At 40.6% G+C, this 22,958-nt stretch carries 20 protein-coding genes; 5 read left to right on the top strand and 15 right to left on the bottom strand.

Features of this window, described 5'->3' with window-relative positions; all coding sequences use genetic code 11:
- Positions 1-83: 83 nt before the first annotated feature.
- Positions 84-590, bottom strand: a complete 507-nt coding sequence (locus AAEY55_RS06485; RefSeq protein ID WP_341255590.1) for a GNAT family protein — start codon at positions 588-590, stop codon at positions 84-86.
- Between the two features lie 331 nt (positions 591-921).
- Between AAEY55_RS06485 and AAEY55_RS06480 the strand changes: the two genes are divergently transcribed.
- Positions 922-2,181, top strand: a complete 1,260-nt coding sequence (locus AAEY55_RS06480; RefSeq protein WP_011326918.1) for an aromatic amino acid transport family protein — start codon at positions 922-924, stop codon at positions 2,179-2,181.
- 83 nt (positions 2,182-2,264) lie between these two features.
- Here the strand turns inward: AAEY55_RS06480 and speD are convergent, their stop codons facing one another.
- The 8 genes from speD to AAEY55_RS06440 form a co-directional block, all read right to left on the bottom strand.
- Positions 2,265-3,077, bottom strand: a complete 813-nt coding sequence (gene speD / locus AAEY55_RS06475) for an adenosylmethionine decarboxylase (RefSeq protein ID WP_011326917.1) — start codon at positions 3,075-3,077, stop codon at positions 2,265-2,267.
- 87 nt (positions 3,078-3,164) lie between these two features.
- Entirely contained in the window at positions 3,165-3,578 is a 414-nt protein-coding gene (locus AAEY55_RS06470) for an OsmC family protein (RefSeq protein ID WP_011326916.1), read from the bottom strand.
- A 169-nt stretch (positions 3,579-3,747) separates the two neighbouring features.
- Complete coding sequence (locus tag AAEY55_RS06465) at positions 3,748-4,086, bottom strand: DUF3802 family protein (protein WP_011326915.1); 339 nt, start codon at positions 4,084-4,086, stop codon at positions 3,748-3,750.
- 128 nt (positions 4,087-4,214) lie between these two features.
- Complete coding sequence (astD, locus tag AAEY55_RS06460; protein ID WP_011326914.1) at positions 4,215-5,684, bottom strand: succinylglutamate-semialdehyde dehydrogenase; 1,470 nt, start codon at positions 5,682-5,684, stop codon at positions 4,215-4,217.
- Between the two features lie 16 nt (positions 5,685-5,700).
- Positions 5,701-6,717, bottom strand: a complete 1,017-nt coding sequence (gene astA / locus AAEY55_RS06455; protein ID WP_086993843.1) for an arginine N-succinyltransferase — start codon at positions 6,715-6,717, stop codon at positions 5,701-5,703.
- Positions 6,718-6,804: 87 nt separating this feature from the next.
- Positions 6,805-8,010, bottom strand: a complete 1,206-nt coding sequence (locus AAEY55_RS06450) for an aspartate aminotransferase family protein (protein WP_011326912.1) — start codon at positions 8,008-8,010, stop codon at positions 6,805-6,807.
- A gap of 368 nt (positions 8,011-8,378) precedes the next feature.
- Positions 8,379-9,539 carry an HDOD domain-containing protein gene (locus AAEY55_RS06445; protein ID WP_011326911.1) on the bottom strand — a complete coding sequence of 387 codons (1,161 nt, stop codon included), beginning with the start codon at positions 9,537-9,539 and terminating at the stop codon, positions 8,379-8,381.
- Positions 9,540-9,584: 45 nt separating this feature from the next.
- Positions 9,585-10,166: an aminodeoxychorismate/anthranilate synthase component II gene (locus AAEY55_RS06440; protein ID WP_011326910.1), complete on the bottom strand. Its 582-nt coding sequence runs from the start codon at positions 10,164-10,166 to the stop codon at positions 9,585-9,587.
- A 271-nt stretch (positions 10,167-10,437) separates the two neighbouring features.
- Between AAEY55_RS06440 and AAEY55_RS06435 the strand changes: the two genes are divergently transcribed.
- The 3 genes from AAEY55_RS06435 (at position 10,438) to glpD (ending at position 13,952) form a co-directional block, all read left to right on the top strand.
- On the top strand, positions 10,438-10,680 hold the full coding sequence (locus tag AAEY55_RS06435) for a YdcH family protein (protein WP_011326909.1): 243 nt from the start codon (positions 10,438-10,440) through the stop codon (positions 10,678-10,680).
- A 202-nt stretch (positions 10,681-10,882) separates the two neighbouring features.
- Positions 10,883-12,388 carry a glycerol kinase GlpK gene (gene glpK / locus AAEY55_RS06430; RefSeq protein WP_089367586.1) on the top strand — a complete coding sequence of 502 codons (1,506 nt, stop codon included), beginning with the start codon at positions 10,883-10,885 and terminating at the stop codon, positions 12,386-12,388.
- Positions 12,389-12,446: 58 nt separating this feature from the next.
- A complete protein-coding gene (gene glpD, locus AAEY55_RS06425; RefSeq protein WP_089367585.1) occupies positions 12,447-13,952 on the top strand; it encodes a glycerol-3-phosphate dehydrogenase in 1,506 nt (501 codons plus the stop codon).
- Between the two features lie 12 nt (positions 13,953-13,964).
- Here the strand turns inward: glpD and AAEY55_RS06420 are convergent, their stop codons facing one another.
- The gene (locus AAEY55_RS06420; protein ID WP_011326906.1) at positions 13,965-14,363 is read right to left on the bottom strand and encodes a thioesterase family protein; all 399 of its coding nucleotides are present in this window, start codon (positions 14,361-14,363) and stop codon (positions 13,965-13,967) included.
- 33 nt (positions 14,364-14,396) lie between these two features.
- Here AAEY55_RS06420 and AAEY55_RS06415 point away from each other — a divergent pair, with 33 nt between their 5' ends.
- Positions 14,397-15,101, top strand: a complete 705-nt coding sequence (locus AAEY55_RS06415; RefSeq protein ID WP_011326905.1) for a 2OG-Fe(II) oxygenase — start codon at positions 14,397-14,399, stop codon at positions 15,099-15,101.
- 19 nt (positions 15,102-15,120) lie between these two features.
- On the opposite strand, the gene AAEY55_RS06410 is transcribed toward AAEY55_RS06415, so the two are convergent.
- The 5 genes from AAEY55_RS06410 to AAEY55_RS06390 all read right to left on the bottom strand — a co-directional run bounded on the left by AAEY55_RS06410 (position 15,121) and on the right by AAEY55_RS06390 (position 22,951).
- Positions 15,121-16,356 carry a cysteine desulfurase-like protein gene (locus AAEY55_RS06410; RefSeq protein ID WP_011326904.1) on the bottom strand — a complete coding sequence of 412 codons (1,236 nt, stop codon included), beginning with the start codon at positions 16,354-16,356 and terminating at the stop codon, positions 15,121-15,123.
- A gap of 9 nt (positions 16,357-16,365) precedes the next feature.
- Positions 16,366-16,998 carry a 2OG-Fe dioxygenase family protein gene (locus AAEY55_RS06405; protein WP_011326903.1) on the bottom strand — a complete coding sequence of 211 codons (633 nt, stop codon included), beginning with the start codon at positions 16,996-16,998 and terminating at the stop codon, positions 16,366-16,368.
- Between the two features lie 199 nt (positions 16,999-17,197).
- Positions 17,198-19,795 carry a bifunctional aconitate hydratase 2/2-methylisocitrate dehydratase gene (gene acnB, locus AAEY55_RS06400; protein WP_011326902.1) on the bottom strand — a complete coding sequence of 866 codons (2,598 nt, stop codon included), beginning with the start codon at positions 19,793-19,795 and terminating at the stop codon, positions 17,198-17,200.
- Between the two features lie 296 nt (positions 19,796-20,091).
- On the bottom strand, positions 20,092-21,156 hold the full coding sequence (locus AAEY55_RS06395; protein ID WP_011326901.1) for an OmpA family protein: 1,065 nt from the start codon (positions 21,154-21,156) through the stop codon (positions 20,092-20,094).
- 385 nt (positions 21,157-21,541) lie between these two features.
- A complete protein-coding gene (locus AAEY55_RS06390; protein WP_350550557.1) occupies positions 21,542-22,951 on the bottom strand; it encodes a protein adenylyltransferase SelO family protein in 1,410 nt (469 codons plus the stop codon).
- Between the last annotated feature and the right edge of the window lie 7 nt (positions 22,952-22,958).

Raw genomic sequence — 22,958 nt, 5'->3', positions numbered from 1 at the left:
GTTGGGTTGAGTGAAGCGAAACCCAACGAATAACCGCTGTTAACCACAATATTTTAATCTTCCAATTTCACCTCAAAAAACACTTAAATCGGTGCGCGTAAAAAGTGTGTAACGCCTAATGTGAGTCCGTTTATTGTCATGTAGTTGTCTTTATGTGATTGGGCTTTAAAACCACACTTTAATAGTACGGCTTTTGAGGCGGGGTTATTATCTAGCACTAAGGCTTCTAACTTGTTAACTGCATAATGCTGAGCGGCTATGCTAATTAATTCGTTAAGGCAAAAACTGGCGTAGCCTTTACCTATGCTATTTTTAGCAACTCGATAACCCACTGCGGCAGTGTTTGTTTGCCCTGTTATATCTTTTAAATTTGCGCGCGCAACAATTTGCTCATTAACAATAAGCACACCCGAATAATGCGTACCTAATTGCATGTTTATAATGGCATCATAAATATGCATTTTAATGCCTAAATCGCGATAAAAGTAATCCTCTCTCGGCGGCAGCATTGATTCAAACCAAGCTTTATTTTCTGATTCAAATTGCAATAACATAGCTAAATGCTTAACTGACAAGGTTTCAAATATCACAAAAACTCCTGTTTTTAATCACTTTACAACCTAGGTGGAAAGTAGGGTTTACAATAATTATACTCTAGATTGCAGTGTGTAAACTTTAAACTTTATGGGGAAAAGCTATTAACCCCCTTTTTAAGTGCACCTTTCCTGCTTATTATTTTTAACGTTGAGCTAAAGCCACTGCCATTCTCTGCTCACTTTTATAACGCTGTTGCAAATTAATTACAGGCGTAACTGGTACGCTACAAATAAGCGAATATTAAGCTAGTTTATCGAATGAAATCATTAAGTAAAAACTATATGCTTTGCCGTCATTATTATTCTAAAAAAACCTGGTGAGCTTATGCCCCCATCTCAAGATGCTACGCATTTTAATGCATCTACAGCAAAACAGTCTTCTTGGACTTTACACGACACACAGTGGACGTTAAGCCTATTTGGTACCGCCGTTGGTGCCGGTATTTTATTTTTACCTATTAATATTGGTATTGGCGGTTTTTGGCCGTTAATTATTATGGCGTGCTTAGCCTTTCCAATGACCTTTTTAGCGCACCGCGGTTTAGCGCGGTTTGTGCTGTCGTCAAAAAATAAAGATGCTGACTTTACCGATGTAGTAGAGGAACATTTTGGGGTGACCGCGGGTCGGCTAATCTCTTTGCTGTACTTTTTATCTATTTTTCCGATTTTACTTATTTACGGTGTCGGTTTAACCAATACCGTAGACAGCTTTATGGTGAACCAGCTTGGCATGGAGTCGCCATCGCGGGTGTTGCTTTCTGGTGTATTGGTTGCAGGTATGATTGGCTTAATGATGGGCGGCGAAAAGCTGATGCTTCGTGCTTTTGCTATTTTAGTTTATCCGCTTGTGGGCATATTGTTTTTTTTATCCTTGTATTTAATCCCTAGTTGGCAAATGCCGAATATGGCGCTGCCAGAAGTAGGCAGCTTTGGTAAAACACTGTGGTTGTCGATTCCTATTATTGTATTTTCGTTTAGCCACGCAGCGGCTATTTCGAGCTTTGTAAACGTACAACGCGGTCATTATGGTAATAAAGCGGTTGCTAAGTCTGAGGCGATATTAAAGCGCACCAGTTTACTGTTAATTACCTTTGTATTGCTGTTTGTGTTTTCGTGTGTGTTGTCCTTAACTGGCGAGCAAATGGCGGCGGCGAAAGCGGCAAATGTGTCGGTTTTATCGTACCTTGCCAATATTACTGACAATTCGTTTATTGCTACGCTTGGCCCATTGGTGGCGTTTATTGCGATTATGTCGTCATTTTTAGGGCACTTTTTGGGTGCACGCGAAAGCTTTACTGGCTTAGTAACTAAGCAGTCGAACATAAGCGCTAAAGTTGCCGATAAGGTAGGTGCTGTACTAATGTTTTTTGCTATTTGGTTTTGCGCGGTTAAAAACCCGAGCATACTCGATATGATGGATCAGTTATCTGGCCCTATTATTGCGATGATTTTATTTATTATGCCCATGATTGCTGTTTATAAAGTACCGGCATTACACAAGCATCGTAATCGTTTAAGCACCTTATTTATATTAGCGGTTGGCTCAATGGCGGTAATGGCTTTGCTTTACAGCATGCTTAAATAATACTAAATATACTGGCTATAAGCTTTTTAACACAAAAAAATGGCGCTCATTGAGCGCCATTTTTATTGACTATATTTTGCTATTTAATCTAGGTCTGGCAAGTTACGGCCATAGAATATTTCTTGCATTTCACGGGTCAGTTTAGAGCGAATTTCTTCCTCTTCTTCATCTGACAAATCATCCGTAGAAAGGCCGAACAAATAGGTATTTAAATCAGTCTCTTTTAACATCATTTTAGTGTGAAACAGGTTTTCTTGATACACGTTTACGTCCATCATTTGGTACGCTTCTTTGGTATCTTCTGTCATGAAGTTTTGAATTGAGCTAATTGCATGATCGATGTAGTGCTTAACGCCGTTTATGTCGCGGGTAAAACCACGTACGCGGTAGTCAATTGTTACTACGTCTGACTCTAGACTATGAATAAGGAAGTTTAACGCTTTAAGTGGCGATATTATGCCACACGTTGACACTTCAATATCGGCGCGAAAAGTACAAATACCGTCATCAGGGTGAGCTTCTGGGTACGTGTGTACACAAATATGGCTTTTATCTAAATGGGCAACCACTGAATCTGGTAATGGGCCTGGAGCTTCGTCAGCATCGTAATTTTGCTGCTCTTCTACCGGCTCTTCTGAAACCAAAATAGTTACGCTTGCACCTTGCGGTTCGTAGTCTTGGCGCGCTACATTTAAAATGTTAGCACCTATAATATCAACAACTTCACCTAAAATGTCGGTTAGTCTATCTGCACTGTACTGCTCATCGATATATTCAATATATTCTTTACGTTGTTGCTCGGTCTTTGCATAGCAAATGTCGTAAATACTAAAGCTTAAACTTTTAGTTAAATTATTAAAACCATGAAGTTTAAGTTTATCGAAGGGTTTGTTCATAATAAACCAACCTATAAATTAGTGAAATCTGCTCTAGCAGAATAAAAGTTCGCGGATTTTATACGAATTTTACTCATGGAAAAAGCGTTATTTTACTTGATCTTGCACAACTTCGTGGCTATGCGTAATTTTTACTGTTTTATCAAGCATTAATGCGACCGAGCAATACTTTTCAGCAGAGAGTGAAACAGCGCGTGCAAGGTGCTTTTCAGACACATTATTGCCCGTTGCTACAAAGTGTAAATTAACTTTGGTAAATACTCGTGGGGCAGTTTCGGCGCGCTCTGCCGTTAACTGTACTTCTACGTTGCTAAAATCTTGTTTGGCTTTTTTTAAAATGCTCACTACATCAACCGATGAACAACAACCGATTGACATTAATACCATTTCCATAGGGCTTGGTGCAGCACTGTCGCTACCACCGTCAAATACAACATTATGATTTGAATTAGAGCGACCAATAAAGGTATTACCTTCAACCCATTTTACATTTGCTTGCATTGTTATACCTCAAAAATTATTTTCTTGATTGTATACCAATCAGCTTTAATAAGTGAGCGCCCAGCAATAATATAAATTAGCTTGATCAAGGCACTTAAATTTATGCAAGGGTGGTAAAACCGTCAGCGCATTTAAAGCGTGCTACCGGAAAATATAGAAGGGTTGCGGGCTAAGAAACGGCGTTATCAAATAGGTTTTTAACCAAACCACCAAACTCATCAATAAACATGTGTTGCTCTACCGTAACAGGCCGCGAGGTGATGCTACTGAGGACTTCTTGTAAATCGTAAACTATGCCATCAACTTCACGCACAATTTGGCTACGCTGCTCTGTAGTGAGCTCTGTGTGCTGCTGACATATGAGCATTACGTTTTGTGCAATCACGTCTTCGATTAATTCCATAACCGTAGGTGCACCTGGTTTTATTTCACCCGGCTTTTCAAATAAAGCTAAGTTTTGAGTTAGGTACATAATTAAGTCGTCGTACCCTTGCCTATTTAAAACCATTACACGTATACCTTAAAAATAATTAATTCAGTAATTTAAGCAGAAAGCACTAATAATTACTAGCTTAGCGACATAGCTAATACAAAAAAAGCAGCCGAAGCTGCTTTTATAATTATTTAGTAGTAATTTTAGTCTATTTTTAAGCCTGGGCTTAATGTAGCTGGCATAGCAACTTTTTCAAGCTCTACTGATGCTACTGGGTATGCACAGTAATCGGCAGCGTAATACGCGCTGGCTCTGTGATTACCCGATGCGCCAATACCACCAAACGGTGCAGCACTTGATGCGCCAGTAATTGGGCGGTTCCAGTTAACAATACCAGCGCGAATACGGCGTAAAAAGTGCTCGTAGTCGGCTGCACTGTCGCTAAGTAAACCTGCTGATAAACCAAAGCTTGTGTCGTTGGCTTTATCAATTGCTTGGTCAAAGTCGTCAAAGCGGAATACTTTTAGAAGTGGTCCAAAATGCTCTTCATCTGGGAAGTCGCTAATATTTGTACACTCAATAATACCTGGTGTTACAAAGCCAGTATTAACTGTATGCTCAAGCTCTACCAATACTTGAGCACCAAGCTCAACAAGTTCGTTTTGCGCTTTAACCATACCGGCAGCGGCGGCTGATGAGATCATTGAGCCCATAAATGGCTGATCTGCATCGTCATAATTACCTACTTTAATCGCTTTAGTTGCGGTAATTAAACGCTCCAGGATTACATCACCTTTGCTACCCGTTGGTAAAAATAGTTTACGTGCACAGGTACAACGCTGGCCACTTGAAATAAACGCTGATTGAATAATATCGTGAACAACCGCTTTAGTATCTTCAACGTCAGTAATAATAAGTGGGTTATTACCGCCCATTTCTAGCGCTAAAATTTTACCAGGTTGACCCGCAAACTGTTCATGTAAAATATGACCTGTGCGCGAAGAACCCGTAAAGAACAAGCCATCAATACCTTTGTGAGCAGCAAGGGCTTTACCCGTTGCTACTTCACCTTGTACAAGGTTAATTACACCCGCTGGTAAACCTGCTTTTTCCCACAGCTTAAGCGTAAGCTCGGCAACTTTAGGCGTAAGTTCTGACGGTTTAAATATAACCGTGTTACCCGCTAAAAGCGCTGGCACTATGTGGCCATTAGGTAAATGCCCCGGAAAGTTATACGGACCAAATACAGCTACAACACCGTGTGGCTTGTGGCGGATCATTGCGCGCCCTAGTGGCATTGCATTTTCTACGTCGCCAGTGCGCTCTAAAAACGCTTTTTCAGAAATGGCAATTTTACCAACCATAGCACCCGCTTCTGTGCGAGTTTCCCACAGTGGCTTACCTGTTTCTTGTGCAATAGTAATGGCTAGCTCTTCGCTGTTTTCTTTTAATTGCGCTGCGAATGCTTTAACTATTTCTAAACGTTCAGCAAATGTTTTATCAGCCCAAGCATAAAACGCTTCGCGCGCTGCGCTAACTGCAGCGTCTACTTGCTCTGCAGTTGCTGAGTTTGCTTGGAAAATAACATTGTTATTGGCTGGGTTTACTGAACTAAATTCGGTTCCTTGGCCTTGTGACCATTGACCATTAATAAATTGTGCAGGATGAGTCATTATACTTTCTCCTAAATTAAATCGTGGTTGCGCTTACGCTATCGCCCGCTTGTAAATACAGTGCATCGGCTACTTGTTGCGTTATTACTATGCTGCTCATGCGCTCATCGAACGTCATAGGCACTACAGTTGCTCTAAAATCTGTAAGCTTTTCGTTGGCTAATAACACCATGGTGTCGCCACTTGGTTCACCTATTTCAACTTTAAAGTGTTTAGCATTGCGAATGGTGGCAATGTTATCTACTTTTGCTTCAACTGTGGGGCCGGCATCAAAAATATCAACATACCCATTAAAGGTAAAACCTTCACTTTTTAATAGCTCAATTGCTGGGCGTGTGTTGTCGTGTACTTTACCAATAACAGCTTGCGCATTTTTGCTGAGCAAATTAACGTAAATTGGGTACTTAGGCATTAATTCAGCAATAAATACTTTTTGGCCTATGCCTGTTAAATAGTCGGCAGTTGGAAAGTCCATTGAAAAAAAGTGCTCTTCTAGCCATTGCCAAAATGGGCTGCTGCCATTGTCGTCAGACACACCACGCATTTCTGCAATGACGGTTTGTGCAAAACGCTGCTGATGCTGCTTAATAAACATAAAACGCGATTTTGAAAGTAATTTACCGTTACTGTTTTTGCGGTATGCGTCTTTCAAAAATAATGTACATAGCTCTGTAGCGCCGGTGTAATCGTTACAAAGCGTTAAAATATCAACTGCTTTATATACGTTTAGAGTGCGTGAAGAATGAATCACTTTACTTAAATGATAGTGATAAAATGCATCATCTAAGCCAACAGCGGCTTCTATACCTGAGGTGCCAACTACTTCACCTGTTTCGGTGTCCTCTAGTACAAATAAATAACCTTCGTCGCCCGGCTCGGTAGCAGCTTTTGCAAATGAGCTAACCGAATGATCTATTTTCTTTTGCAATAACTTTTCATTATTAGGTAAAGAAGTAAAGCCATGACCCGATTCGTGGGCTATTTTCACTAATGCAGGGTAGTCACTTTGTTGGATTGGGCGAAGGATCATCATAAACCCGCTTACTCCCTTATATTATAACGGTAAATTAAAATTAGAGGGCAAACTAGGTCTGCCCTTAATAGATATTGTTTGGCTATGTTAAGCGCTTACAACACTGGCTACTGCTTTTTCAAAGCGTGCCATACCTTCACGAATGTCGGCTTCTGGGATAACTAATGATGGTGTAAAACGAACCACGTCAGCACCGGCAACTAATGACATAAGACCGTGCTCAGTACCTGCCACTAAAAACTCTTTTGCACGACCTTTGTATTGCTCGCTTACTACTGCACCAATTAATAAACCTTGGCCGCGAATTTCGCTAAACACGTGGTATTTATTATTAATTTCAGTAAGTAGTTGGTTAAATAATGCTGCTTTTGCTGTTACACCAGCAAGTACTTCTGGGGTATTTACAGTATCGAATGCTGCTTCGGCAACGGCGCACGCTAATGGGTTACCACCATAAGTAGAACCATGCGTACCTACTTTAAGGTGTTGTGCAATTTCAGTTGTGGTGATCATAGCACCAATAGGAAAACCGCCGCCCAATGCTTTAGCCGTAGTTAAAATGTCAGGAACAACGTTTAAACCTTGGTATGCGTATAAGTTACCTGTACGGCCAACACCTGTTTGCACTTCATCAAAAATAAGCAGTGCATTATGTTTAGTACATAAATCACGAACGCCTTGTGCAAATTCGTCAGTTGGCGAAACAATACCGCCTTCACCTTGTAGTGGCTCCATCATTACGGCACATGTTTTGTCGCTAATAAGGGCTTCAAATGCTGCCAGGTCGTTGTAATCACAATGTACAATGTCGCCTGGCTTAGGACCAAAACCATCTGAGTATGCCGCTTGGCCACCAACAGTTACGGTAAAGAATGTACGGCCGTGGAAACCTTTGTTGAATGCGATGATTTGTGATTTTTCTGCGCCAAATTGATCAAGGGCAAAACGACGCGCTAATTTAAGTGCTGCTTCGTTTGCTTCTGCGCCTGAGTTGGCAAAGTAAACTTTTTCGGCAAAGGTTGCATCAACCATTTTTTTAGCTAAGCGTAGTGCTGGCTCGTTGGTCATTACATTTGATAGATGCCAAAGCTTTTCGCCTTGCTCTTTTAATGCGCCTACTAATGCAGGGTGGCAATGGCCAAGACAGTTAACGGCAATACCACCAGCAAAGTCGATAAACTCTCGACCTTGTTGATCCCATACGCGAGAGCCTTCGCCTCGAACTGGAATTACGCTTGAAGGTGCGTAGTTAGGAACCATTACGTGATCAAATAATTCGCGATTGACTGTCATTTTATTTCCTCTTAATTGTGTACATCACAAAGCCGTAAATAGCTGTGTGGTAACCTGTAGCATATGTGTTTTTTAGCAAACTCAGTATAGCGATATTTGCATAAAAAGGGCTGTGTGGTTCAATTTTCAGACGCTTATTATTTCAGAAAACATTGATTATGTCTCTTCAAAAACTTTCATGTAACCCTTGATAATAAAGGGCTTGAGATATAATTTCATAGATAGTGAATAACTATTTGCTTGCTTTATGCAACTCGTTTTTAGCCAATAAAGCGCCTGAACAACGAGCGCGCCTCACTTTAAACGGGGAAATGTATTGAAAAGAGATAATAAAAAGTGAATGGATAGTCGCAAAAAAATTAACAAATTTAATCAATTTGAATAGCAAGATTATTAAAATTGCTTGCTTGGAGTGCTTTTAGCTCTTTTTTGGTGAACTTAAAGTACGAAAACCAACTAAGCGTTTCATCCGGTTCAACTAGCTGATGCTGCTTTAGCGTTAAGTACTGAGAGTAACATCGTGCTTTTAGCATTACCTGCGTTAAAGGCAGCGCTGTATCGCCTTTTTCTACACCATTAACGAGTTGCTGCATTACGCTATTAAACGGCAAATACTTAAAGGCCATTTTTTCAATTATTTTAGCGCTAATAGCCAACGACTGTTCGCTCAGTAAGGTGGTTAAAAATAAAGGGTCTGGTTTTAGCTCTAGCAATGCAGTATGCAAGCCTTTATTCGCTGTAGTGCGAGCAAATTGTACTTTTCGCTGCCAAATTTGCTCAAACACTTTTAAATATAAACGCACTAAGGCTATTTGCCCCACGTTTAATAACATCCCTAAAGTAAAAGCATGGCTTGGGTTAACCTCGTTAACTTCAGCAATTTTTTGTGCAGCAATAGCATTCGCCATGGCGCTTTCTTTTAAGCGCCTTTTTAGTAACGAAAAAGGCTCTGTGCTATAAGGCATCCAATGGCGCACTGCAAAAGTTGGTACTACTAGCTGTAAGTTATCTAGGCCAATATAACGCAGCGCTAAAGCGGGGCTATCTACTTTCACTGCGGTATTTTTGCTGCGCTGATTACGATAATAAGGCAAGTTAACTAAAGTAACTAACTCTCTGCCAAGCCAGCTTAGGTCGTTAACTAAGGGCTCTAAGCGCCCAACCGATGCGCTTTTTGTGGCTAAAATATCTAACATGGCACATACGCTGTCCTCTACACCTATGGTGTTTTGAATAACACTGTCTATATCGCTAAGCTGCTCAGACATCATTTTTTCTATTGCTTTATGCAGTTGCTCGCTCGCTGCTGCACGATATTTATGATGCGCGGTGCTTTTTAGCTTGCGCTTTTGCTGAGCGGCAACCTCTACTTCAAGTAATGTGCGTTGCTTTAGTGGTTCGCCATAGTCCATTTCTAGCGTATGAATAAAGCCAATTTGTTGATGAGCAAAGTTATGACCAAGCAGCAAATCATGTGCTCGTTGATTAAGCATTTTAACAATACGCGGTTGCTGCACTATTTCGGTCATGGCTCTCTGTCTTTAATGTAATGATATTTACTTAATACTATAAGCTTAGAAGCGAGTTAAAAAGTTATCAAGTAACGCTAAACCTTGCTCAGTTAAAATAGCTTCCGGATGAAATTGTACACCTTCAAGTGCTAAGTCTGTATGTAATAATCCCATAATTTCGTCAAACTCACCTTGCTGGGTTTGTGTCCAGGCTGTTACTTGCAACTCTTTAGGCAGCGACTGTGCCTCAACAATTAAAGAATGATACCGACAGACCGTTAAGGGCTTAGCTAAACCTTTAAATACTCCTTGATCGCTATGGTAAATTGGCGATGTTTTACCGTGCATTACTTTTTTAGCACGCACCACCTTTGCTCCTAAGGCTTGGGCAATAGTTTGATGCCCTAAGCAAATTCCTAAAATAGGATACTGCCCTTTTAATTGCTCAACAATACTTAATGAAATACCCGCTTCGCTTGGGCTTTTAGGACCGGGTGATATAACAATATGTTGAGGATTTAACTGCTTAATTTGGCTAAGCGTTATTTGGTCGTTGCGCTTAACCAGTACCTCTTGATCTAAACGCTGAAAGTACTGTACCAAGTTATAGGTAAACGAGTCGTAATTGTCGATCATTAAAAGCATGTAATAAAGCACTCAAAATAGTTATTGTTTGCGAGGAGTTGTTGCATTTTGTATTCTAACTTAAGCATCTTTGAGTGTCAGTGCTTTGTATAGTGATATATAAGTATTTCCGTAATAATAATTAATAACGGCTATGTGTTGATTTATACTCAAGCAACCCCCAGCTCTAATATTATGGCGTACATAAATACCCATACAATCTGAATTTAACTAAACCCTAAGCGTGTTATTTTTAAAACACATTTATTACACGCACCGTTAAGGAGTACCTATGTTAGGCGAAGATCATTCATTAACTCAAGACTTTCCTGAGCACCTAAATACCATTAAAAAACTCAATAGCAATGATCCAGAGTTTGCAGATAAAGCCAAAAAATACAACGCGCTTGATAAAGAAATTCGTACCTTAGAGCTGCAAGACGCGCCTATCGATGACGAGGAAATGCTGCAATTAAAACATGACCGTGTGGTGTTAAAAGATTGGCTACATCAACAACTGTTAAAAGCCAGCTAAGCGCAATTTATACCCATTGTATTTAAGAGCCCTCTGACTTATGGGCTCTTATTACCCTTGCTTCTTAATATACACTGCCACCACCCTTGGTATAAATTACAGCGTTATAGCTATAACAGCCCTTCCTAATATTTAAAAAGCATTGCTATTAATTTAACTTGCAGACAAGCTATCTGTATCTAAGATAAATAACGTTAAGCTTATGTCTAAATACATACTCTCGATTGATCAAGGAACTACCAGCTCTCGGGCTATTTTATTTACCAAAGATGCCAAGGTAGTTGATACTGTTCAGCAAACATTCCCGCAGCACTTTCCCAATAATGGCTGGGTTGAGCACGACCCTAACGATATTTTACAAACCGTACTAAGTACCTGTAAAACAGTACTGGCTAATAACCAGGTTACAGCCGAGCAGGTCATTGCCATTGGTATCACTAATCAGCGCGAAACCACTTTAGTATGGAATAAAAAGACTGGCCAACCAATTTATAATGCCATTGTGTGGCAAGATCGCCGTACCAGCGAGTATTGCGAGCAAATACGTAGCGATAAACTCAGTAAAAAAATTAGCGATAAAACCGGGCTATTATTAGATCCGTACTTTTCAGCCACTAAAATTCGCTGGATTTTAGATAATGTTGCCGATGCACAGCAACAAGCGCTAGCCGGCGAGCTAGCATTTGGTACGGTTGACAGTTATTTACTGTGGCATTTAACCGCTGGCAAAGTACACCGTACCGATGCCACCAACGCCTCACGTACACTATTATTTAATATACATCAGCAATGTTGGGATGAAGAGTTACTAACGCAGTTTAATATTCCACACTCTATGCTTCCAGAAGTGATGGACAGCGCAGCCGAGTTTGGCAGTACCAGCAGTGAAATTTTTGGTGCACCGATTAAAGTTTGCGCTATGGCGGGGGATCAGCAAGCCGCATTAATTGGCCAAGCTTGCTTTAAAGAAGGCATGGCTAAAAGTACCTACGGAACGGGCTGCTTTTTAATGCTTAATACGGGCGATAAAGCCCTTACCTCTAATAACCGCTTATTAACTACTGTGGCTTACAGGCTCAATGGTAGAGTGACCTACGCTATAGAGGGCAGTATTTTTATGGCGGGTGCCACTATGCAATGGATTGTTGAGGGCTTAAAGCTACTTGAACATGCCGGCGACAGCGAGGCTATGGTCAAAGACGTGCCACTGGATCACGGCGTATTTTTAGTGCCTTCGTTTACCGGTTTAGGCGCCCCATACTGGGATGCCAATGCCCGTGGTGCTATTTTAGGTTTAACCCGTGATTCGGGCATTAGCACTATAGTAGCAGCGGCGCTGCAGTCTGTTGGCTATCAAACCAAAGATTTACAAAAAGCCATGGAAGGTGATGGCCTGCGTCCAAGTATTTTGCGCGTGGACGGTGGCATGGCAAAAAATAATTGGGCCATGCAGTTTTTAGCTAATATTTTAGGCGCAAGTGTGGAACGCCCAGCGCTAACAGAAACAACCTCTCTGGGTGTTGCCTATTTAGCAGGGCTGCAAACTGGGATTTATAAGTCAACGGAGCAATTAGCTACTATGTGGCAATGCGACCGTCGTTTTGAACCAACCATGAGCATAGATGAACGTAACGATTTATACGCAAAATGGCAGCACTGTATAGCACAAGTCACACTTTCAAATAACGCAACAAAAGACGACTGCTAATGCGATAGTGTTATTGGCTATTGATATGCCATCGCTTAAATTAATAAAGAGGTATTCAGTGAAATTACTCGATAATGAATATGATTTACTGGTTATTGGCGGTGGCGTTAATGGCACTGGTATTGCGGCTGACGCCGCCGGTAGAGGCTTAAAAGTATTACTGTGTGAGCAAAATGATTTAGCCTCTGCTACATCATCAAGTAGCAGTAAACTTATTCATGGTGGACTACGCTATTTAGAGCATTACCAATTTAGGCTAGTAAAAGAGGCACTTAAAGAGCGTGAAGTGTTATTAAAAAATGCCCCACATATTATGTGGCCGCTATCTTTTAGGCTGCCACATCAAGCGCATTTACGCCCTTACTGGATGATTAGAATTGGGTTGTTTATATACGACCATCTTGCCAAACGCATTACTTTACCCGCATCAAAATCAATTAAATTTACCCGCGATAGTATATTGAATAATACTATTACCCGCGGTTTTGAATACGCTGATGGCTGGGTTGATGATTCGAGGTTAGTTATTTTAAATGCGTTAGCAGCACAGCAAAAAGGTGCAACCATTTTAAGCCGCACGCGCTGTATTAAAGCAGTTCGCAATAACAATAATTGGAGTGTGACCTTAGAGCAACAAGGTAGCAAAAAGCAATGTTCTATAGTTGCTAAAGGAGTTGTTAATGCAGCGGGCCCTTGGGTTGCATCACTTTTTGATGAGGTAATTACTGGGCCGTCGCCACATAATATTCGCTTAGTTAAAGGCAGCCATATTATTGTGCCGCGTATTCACACTGAGCCGCAGGCCTATATTTTACAAAATAAAGATCAGCGTATTATTTTTGTTACCCCATTTGAAGATGACTATTCACTGATTGGCACTACAGATGAAGAATACAGCGACAATATAGCAGATGTAAAAATTAGCGATAAAGAAGTCGATTACTTAATTGGCATTACTAATAATTACTTTAAAAAACAACTTACTCATAACGACATAGTGCATACCTTTAGTGGTGTACGCCCCTTACTAGATGATAACTCATGCGACGCACAAGCCGTTACTCGCGACTACAAACTGATATTATCGAGCAATAATAACCAGGCACCACTGCTAAGTGTATTTGGTGGGAAAATTACCACTTATCGCAAGCTCGCTGAAAACGCAGTAAACGAACTCGCCAGCTTTTATCCGCATATGGGCCAAACATGGACAAAAAATACTCCATTACCCGGTGGCGACTTTTCATCAAAGGTAGTATTAAAGCAACAACTACAGGTAAAGTATGCATGGTTGCCTGAGTTTATTTTAAATCGCTTTATACGCAGTTACGGTACTGGCACTTATACCCTACTTACAGATGCCCAAAGCGTAGCTGATTTAGGCCAGCATTTTGGCCATGGTTTATACGCCACTGAAGTAAATTATTTAGTTAATAGCGAGTGGGCTCGCTGCGCCGAGGATATATTGTGGCGTCGTAGTAAGTTAGGTTTGCGTTTTAATACTGAGCAAATAACAGCGCTGAGCCAGTATATTCAAAATTATAATGGCTCAATACCGCTGTAAACATTTACCAAACTAGCTAGCCGGGGCTAAATGCTCATTAAGTGACGATTTTTCAGATACTGAAAGCGATTGCTTTGCTTTTGCTGCAAAATCGTAACGTACCAATACCGTTTTACCAACTGCACAGCAGTTACCTTGCTGGTGAGCTTCTTGGCGTAATACAAATGAGCTGGTACCTACATGCTCTACTGAGGTTTTAATGGTTACTTCATGGCCATAAAATAACTCACCAACAAACGACACTTCGACTTTGGCAATAATTAGCTTCCAGTCATGTGGGTTTAAATCTGGGGTAAAAAACCTAAAAATAGGCGCACGCGAAGCTTCAAACCATACAGGGAGTACGGTATTGTTAATATGTCCTAGCGCATCTGTTTCACTAAAGCGCGGCATCACTTTTTCAATAAACATAATAATCCAATAATAATTATATAAAGGTAAACTATGACGGACTTTATTCGCGTATACGATAACGCGCTCAGCAATGACTTTTGTGATAACTTTATCACTACCTTTTCTCAAAGCCCGCATATAAAACAAGGGATGACATCTGGCGGTATCGATTTAAATAAAAAAGATAGCCACGACTTGCACTTAAACAATCATCCGGAATACGTTGAGCAATTAAAACACATTCAACAAACCACTGCACAGTATGTTTTTAAATACATTGAAGAACATATTTTTATTATGATTGGTGCCTTTGGCCTAAAAGTGTATCACCCTAAAAGTGGCGAACCTGTTGACTTAACACACGCAAACTTTGATGAAGTGGGTAAACCACAACTGCCCTTATTAGTGCAGCAAATTTTTAGGCTAGGAAATATTCAGGCGCAAAAATACCAAGTTAATAAAGGCGGTTACCCGTATTGGCACAGCGAAGTTTATCCGCAGTTAAATCATAACGAGGCGCTACATAGAGTATTGCTGTTTATGTTTTATTTGAACGATGTTGAACAAGGTGGGGAAACGGAGTTTTATTATCAAAAGCGTAAAATTGCGCCTAAAAAAGGCACTATGGTAATAGCGCCCGGCTACTTTACTCACACTCACCGTGGCAATAAGCCAGTATCTAACGATAAGTATATTTTAACCTCGTGGGTACTGTTTAACCGCGCAGAGCAAATATACGGTGCGCCAAAGAGCTAGCGCACCTTTTTTATGTATATTAACCTAGTAGCTCATCAAACAAATTAAATAACTGATCAAGCTCTGCGGTGGTGTTGTAGTGCATGCAACCAATGCGCACTACGCCACCTTTATCAAGTACGCCTAATTGCTCACACAAACCTTGCGCGTAAAAGTTGCCGTCCCATACACAAATATGTTGCTTACCTAAACATTCAGATACAGCGCGCGGCTCTAAACCTTCAAAAGTTAACGCAAAAGTAGGCGTACGCTCATTTAAACGATCTAAATCATCTATACCAAACAATTTAATACGCGGGTAATTAACTAAGCGCGTTAAAAAGTATTCACTCAGCGCCATTTCGTGTTGCTTGGTTTTAGCAAAGGCAACACTTAACTTTTCGCGGCGTGAATGGCTGTCGTCAAGCTCGCTAATTGCTGCAATGTAATCAACCGCCGCTATAAAACCAGCCATGGCTTCAAAGCTTTGCGTGCCGGTTTCCCAGCGACCAGGCGCTACGTCTTTAGCTGGCTCAACTTTGTACGGGGTAAATCCTTCAAGGTGCTCTTTTTTGCCATAAACCATACCTAAATGCGGGCCAAAAAACTTGTACGCAGAGCAGGCTAAAAAGTCGCAATCAAGCGCTTGTACATCTACAAGTTCGTGCGGTGCATAATGTACGGCATCAACATAAACAAGTGCGCCTACGTTGTGGGCAAGCTCTACAATACGTTTAATATTGTTAATTGAACCTGTGGTATTTGAAGCATAAGTTACCGCTACCAGCTTAGTATTACTGTTTAGTAAACTCTCGAACTGCGCCATATTGAGTGTGCAGTCGGTTTCGTTAATAAGCGCAGTATTAACTTTAACACCTTTATCTTCTGCGGCTTGCTGCCACGACGAAACGTTAGAAAAGTGATCCGCGTTAGTGACAATAATTTCATCACCCGTTTGCCAGTCGCGTGAAATTGCGCGGCTAAAGCTAAACGTTAAGCTGGTCATATTCGGACCAAATACAATTTGTTGTGAGCTGGGCGCATTGAGTAAATCGGCAGCAGCTTGGCGAGCATTTGCCATTAGCTCAACGGTTTTATCGCTTGAGAAAAATGCTCCACCTAAATTTGAGTTGTAATAACCCAAATAAGCAGTCATAGCGTTAAGTACCGATTGCGGTACTTGCGAGCCACCGGGGCCGTCTAAAAACACGGGAGATTTACCATTAACGCTTTGCATTAATGCCGGAAATTGCTCACGTAATTGCGTTATATTCATGCTCATTCCTTAAGACGTTAATACAAAGCAATCCAGGTAACCTGGCTTACTGGCATCAAGTTTATTCATTGGAGTAGCGTTATGCCACACTTGACGGTCGTTAATTACTGCAAACATACCGTCTTTTATGGCCATTTTAAAACAGGGATCGGCTTGCTTGTTTTCGTATACAAGCAATTCACCGCCCTCTAAGTTTTCATGCGATACACCACATACACACACATGATCAAAACCATCTTGGTGCACGCCTTCTGGCGCTGCAGGCGTATCACTATCAATGGCTAACATACGAAATTGGTGAATTTCGATATCACGTTCTTCATCAATCCCGGTAATTTGACGAAACTCATTCACAATACTTTTCATGCCCGCTGACTCAAGTAGGCTTTGCTCTAAATTTTCGTAACTACGCTCAACATTACCCTGAAAGGTATTAATTGCATCATCTTGTACAAATGCTTTTGTTGCTTGTAGCTTTAGCTCACCATTTTGTAGTTTAACTACAGAGTAACGGCGTTTACGAAAGGCACCATCTGCATAAGGATTAGTCGGCAGGTTATCAAAAGAAGGCTTAACCAAATCAATATTTGTTTGGTTAATAAAACGCAGCTGCAGTAAATTCTGGGGGTTTAAAGCGGTCATAAAAATCCTGCTATAGTAATTATAATATTGCAGAGATTTTAATGCATGCAAAGAGGATTTATTGCTTTATTATTTAACTTCAAAACAATTAACCACCAAAATTAATACAATAAATGCAAAAAAACAACATTAACTATCTAAAATTTATTTTTGCCAATAAAAAACCCGCAAAAGCGGGTTTTTAAATAAGCTGTAAAAATTATACTGCTTGTTGAATGATCACGTTGTCTGCTTTTTTAGTGTAAGCAGGCATGCGATGGAAGTTCAAGTAGCGATATGTATCTGACGCTGTTGCATTGATCTTCGCTGCATATTCTTGATACTCAGCAGCAGTTGGCAATCGACCGATAATTGCCGCAACTGCAGCAAGTTCAGATGATGCTAAAAATACATTTGCACCATTACCTAAACGGTTAGGGAAGTTACGTGTAGAGGTAGACACTACCGTTGCTTTATCAGCAACACGTGCTTGGTTACCCATACATAATGAACAACCTGGAGTTTCTATACGTGCGCCAACACGACCAAAGATGCCATAGTAGCCTTCTTCAATTAGTTGGTCTTTGTCCATCTTAGTAGGTGGAGCAACCCAAAGCTGAGTAGGTAGTTGACCTTTAAAGCCATCTAGTAACTTACCAGCCGCGCGGAAGTGACCAATGTTAGTCATACAAGAACCGATGAATACTTCATCAATTTTCTCGCCAGCAACATCAGAAAGTAAACGCGCGTCATCTGGATCATTTGGAGCACAAAGAACTGGCTCTTTAATCTCAGCTAAGTCGATTTCAACTACGTGAGCGTATTCAGCATCTTTATCTGCTTCCATAAGCTCAGGATTAGCTAACCAGTCTTGCATTGCATTAATACGACGTTCAATCGTACGTACATCGCCATAACCTTCAGAGATCATCCACTTAAGCATAACAATGTTTGATTCTAGGTATTCAGAAATAGACTCTTTTGAAAGCTTAACCGTACAACCTGCAGCTGAACGCTCAGCAGATGCATCTGATAATTCAAACGCTTGCTCAACAGTTAGGTGCTCAACGCCTTCAATTTCTAGTACGCGACCAGAGAACTCGTTGATTTTACCTTTTTTCTCAACTGTTAATAAGCCTTGCTTGATACCGTAGTAAGGGATTGCATGTACAAGGTCACGTAATGTGATACCTGGTTGCATTTCGCCTTTAAAACGAACCAAAATTGACTCAGGCATATCAAGAGGCATAACACCTGTTGCTGCTGCGAATGCTACTGCACCCGAACCAGCTGGGAATGAAATACCTAATGGGAAACGTGTATGCGAATCACCACCAGTACCTACGGTATCTGGTAATAACATACGGTTTAACCATGAGTGAATAATACCGTCACCTGGGCGAAGTGAAACGCCGCCACGGTTCATGATGAAATCAGGAAGCGTGTGATGCGTGTTTACATCAATAGGTTTTGGGTATGCCGATGTATGACAGAAAGACTGCATTGTTAAGTCTGCAGAGAAACCTAAACAAGCTAAATCTTTAAGTTCATCACGTGTCATAGGACCTGTTGTATCTTGCGAGCCAACAGTTGTCATTTTAGGCTCACAGTATTGACCTGGGCGAATACCTGCAACGTTACATGCTTTACCAACCATTTTTTGCGCTAGTGTAAAGCCTTTATCTGATACTTCAGTTGCTGTTGGTACTTTAAATATATCAGTAGCACCTAAACCAAGTGATGTACGTGCTTTGTCTGTTAAACCACGACCAATGATTAGTGGAATACGACCACCAGCACGAACTTCATCTAAAATCACTTCAGATTTAAGTTCAAACTTAGAGATTACTTTATCAGTACCATGCTGCTTAACAACACCTTCGTATGGGTAGATGTCAATTTGCTCGCCCATGTTAAGTTCATCAACATTTAGCTCAATTGGTAAAGCGCCAGAATCTTCCATAGTGTTAAAGAAGATTGGTGCAATTTTATTACCTAGACATACACCGCCAACACGCTTATTTGGTACAAACGGGATATCATCGCCCATAAACCAAAGCACTGAGTTAGTTGCAGATTTACGTGAAGAACCCGTACCAACAACATCACCAACGTAAGCTAGTGGTAAGCCTTTAGTTTTTAATTCTTCTAGTTGGGTGATTGGGCCTACTTCGCCTGGTTTGTCAGGAGTGATACCATCACGTTCAATTTTTAGCATAGCTAAAGCATGTAGTGGAATATCTGGACGAGACCATGCATCTGGTGCAGGTGACAAGTCATCCGTATTTGTTTCGCCAGTTACTTTAAATACAGTAACTGAAATCTTTTCAGCAACAGCTGGTTTATTAGTAAACCATTCTGCATTTGCCCAAGACTCAATAATTTGCTTAGCGAATGTGTTACCCGCTTTTGCTTTTTCTTCTACATCGTAAAATGCATCAAACATTAATAATGTGTTTGAAAGGCCTTTTACTACAATAGGTGCAAGTGTGTCGTCATCAAGTAGGTCTATCATAGGTGCGATATTGTAACCGCCTAGCATAGTTCCTAATAATTCTGCCGCTTTTTCTTTAGAAAGTAGTGGAGAATTAGTTTCACCTTTAGCAACTGCCGCTAAAAACCCTGCTTTGATATAAGCTGCATCATCAACACCTGCCGGTACACGATTAGCAAATAAGTCGAGAATAAACTCTTCTTCACCAGCCGGTGGAGTTTTGATTAATTCAATAAGATCAGCCGTTTGCTGAGCATCTAATGGCGCTGGTACGATACCTAACGCGGCACGTTCTTCTACGTGTTTACGATATTCTTGTAGCACAATATTGCCCTCTTGGTGACGTGAAAATATTCGGTAGCGCTTCATAAGCGCAATGTTACCCAATACTTATAGTATTCTAACGCTTAATTATAAAGCTTTTGTAGGTAGATGAAAATCTATCCAGTTCAGCAACTGATTATACCGACTATAAGTATTATGAATAGTAGATAAAGTAAAATCAATTTCTATGAATGTTTATTAAGTAAGAATCATTAGTATTAATTTTTAATTTAAGTTTTTAGTAGGCATAAAAAAACCCAGCATAAAGCTGGGTTTTTGTAATTCAATCGATTTTATTAACGTAAAACTTTAACGTTTTTAATCGTTTTGATATGCGCTTCTACACGACGGTTTTCTTCGTGTGCTGCTTTAGTGTTCGCTTCATTTTTAAGACGCTCTTCACCTAAACCAACTGTAGTAATACGGTCTTCTGCTACGCCATCAGCTACTAATTTTTTAGCTACTGCGTCAGCACGTTTTTTAGATAACCACTTGTTGTAAGATGCTTTACCTACAGAAGAAGTATGACCTTCTAAAAGAACAGTTGTATCTGGGTACTCTTTTAAGAACTCAGCTACTTTATCGATATCGTTTAAGTACTGTGTAGATACTGCAGATGTATTATTAGGGAAAGTCACTAATAAGCTTACAGTTACTTCTTTATCTTCGTATAATGTACAACCTGTGCCATCAACTGCATCTGTCATTGGTGTGTTAGGACACTGATCATCTGCATCTGGAATGTTATCGTTGTCGCTATCTACTGGTGCAACTTCAACAATTACTGGCTCTGGAGCTGGTTGAACTGGCTCTTCTGCTACTGAACTTTGACCAAATAAGTAGTTAATACCTAGTTTAGCGTTCACATCGGTATAACCACGGTCAAGACCTTGATAAACAGATGTTTCTGCGTTAACAAATAAGCCGTCTGTAATGAAGTGCTGGTAACCAACACCTGCGTTTAAGAAAGTATTATCTGTTGCTACTTTTACTTCTTTAATACCAAATAAACCATAGAAAGGACCGCCACCAAAGTGGTAAAGTGCATCAACACCAAAACGCTCGCCGTCTACGTCGTTACGATTACCATTAGGAATCGGATTTTTAAGAAATGCATTAAAGTCCATATCTGCATACTCAAGACGTGCACTCCAGTAATCACTGAAACGGTAGCCAACTTCAGCACCCCAACTTGCAGATTCATTAACTTCCAAGTTTTGGTGCATGTTTAAGTTTTTCCAAGATGCATCGTAATAGTCACCGAACACACCAATGTAAAAACCTTCAGTTTTTTCTGCTGCAAATGCTGATGCGCTAGTTGCAGCTAACGCGATTGCGATTGTAAGTGATTTTAATTTCATTGTTTTCTTCCCATTTTAACAATTAAAAAATATAGCTAATTCTTTCTAGCTCAACCAGTTTTATTAATATTACCTGATCCTTTATTAATCAATACTTAACAAAAGATAAATTAATTCGTTTTCAACACTCTATATACAAGTATCAGTAAGTTTAGGACATATTAATTACTTTACCCAACCCCTAGATAATAAATACTATCGCTAGTATCTAAATTTATTAAATAACCATACCGACTTCACTAGCTGAGTTTATATTGAGCTCCAAGCTCCTAGCTTTAAATGCATATCAATAATATCAGCTCAGTTTATTGTGCTCAATAATAAAGCAGCGCTACGGCCGCTAAATGACCTTTAATAATCAGCAACTTAAATTTCAATCTAATAATTAAGTACCACAAAAAGTATAATACTCTTTATCGCTGCTAGGTGCATCCTGAAATTTTGCCAATTTGTCTGTATTTTCATAAGGTGTGTGCATAACCTGCATAAACTCATGCAGTAATTCACTTGAGCCAGTCTTATTATACTCACTAAGTATTTTTTCGATCACATGGTTACGAGGAATAACTCGCGGATTAGCTGCGCGCATTACGGTATAGCTGCGATCATCGGTACGTTTTTGCCACTTACCGGCCCACTGAACTAATACCACTGGTATGCTCACTCCACCTGTTAAAGACTCGGTTAGTGCATCAAACGTGTTGGTATAGTCGAGTTGGTGCTCTTTTAATAACTGTAATAGCTCTGCAATTAACTCTTTATCGGCTGTATCTGTGCCAGCTAAGCCCAGTTTTGTTGCCCACATTGCACTAAATTCAACATTAAATTGCTCAGCAAAACCATCTATTATTGGGGTCATTAACGCCACAGCTTGTTCGTCGTCATCATTTACAAGCGGTATTAAACTCTCAGCTAAGCGGGCGCAGTTCCAGTTAGCAATATTAGGTTGATTACCAAATGCATAACGCCCTTGCTTATCAATAGAGCTAAACACGGTATCAAAATCGAAGCTGTTCATCATGGCACATGGGCCATAGTCGATAGTTTCGCCGCTAACCAGCGTATTATCGGTATTCATTACCCCATGTATAAAGCCTACTCGCATCCAACTAACCACCAGCTCAACTTGGTTTTTAATCACTGCAGCTAAAAATGCTAAATAGCGCTCAGGTCCTGTTGCTTGAATTTTTGGGTAATGACGCTCAATAGCTAAGTCGGCAAGGTTTTTAAGCCCTTCAACGTCGCCTTGCGTTGCTAAATACTGAAACGAGCCAACACGAATATGGCTACTGGCTAAGCGTGTTACAATAGCGCCAGGTTGAGGTGGGTTTCTGTACACGGTTTCGCCACTACCAACCACTGCTAAGCAGCGCGTAGTTTTAATACCTAACGCTTGCATTGCTTCGCTCATTATATATTCACGAATTGCTGGGCCAAGTGCACAGCGGCCATCGCCACCACGAGAGTAAGGAGTGGCACCTGAGCCTTTTAATTGAATGTCCCACAACTGGTTTTGCGCATCCTCTACTGCACCTAGCAAATGAGCACGCCCGTCGCCTAAACGAGGTGAAAAATGTCCAAATTGATGCCCTGAGTATCCCAGTGCAACCGCTGCAATTGCTTGCTGTTCGTTGCCGCTAAAAGTACTGGCCCGTAATTCAGGAACTACATTAATATTAAACGCTTTAGCTAAGCTGTCGTTCCATAGTAATAGCTGTGGGGCGGCCACCTTAGATGGGCGATCTTCAATTGCAAAATTGTCGGCTACTTGTCTGTACCTTGGCATTAAATTCATAACTACC

The sequence above is a fragment of the Pseudoalteromonas sp. 120-MNA-CIBAN-0494 genome (assembly GCF_040308885.1).
Classification (GTDB): Bacteria; Pseudomonadota; Gammaproteobacteria; order Enterobacterales; family Alteromonadaceae; genus Pseudoalteromonas; species Pseudoalteromonas nigrifaciens.
This window is presented reverse-complemented; position numbering and strand designations above follow the sequence as displayed.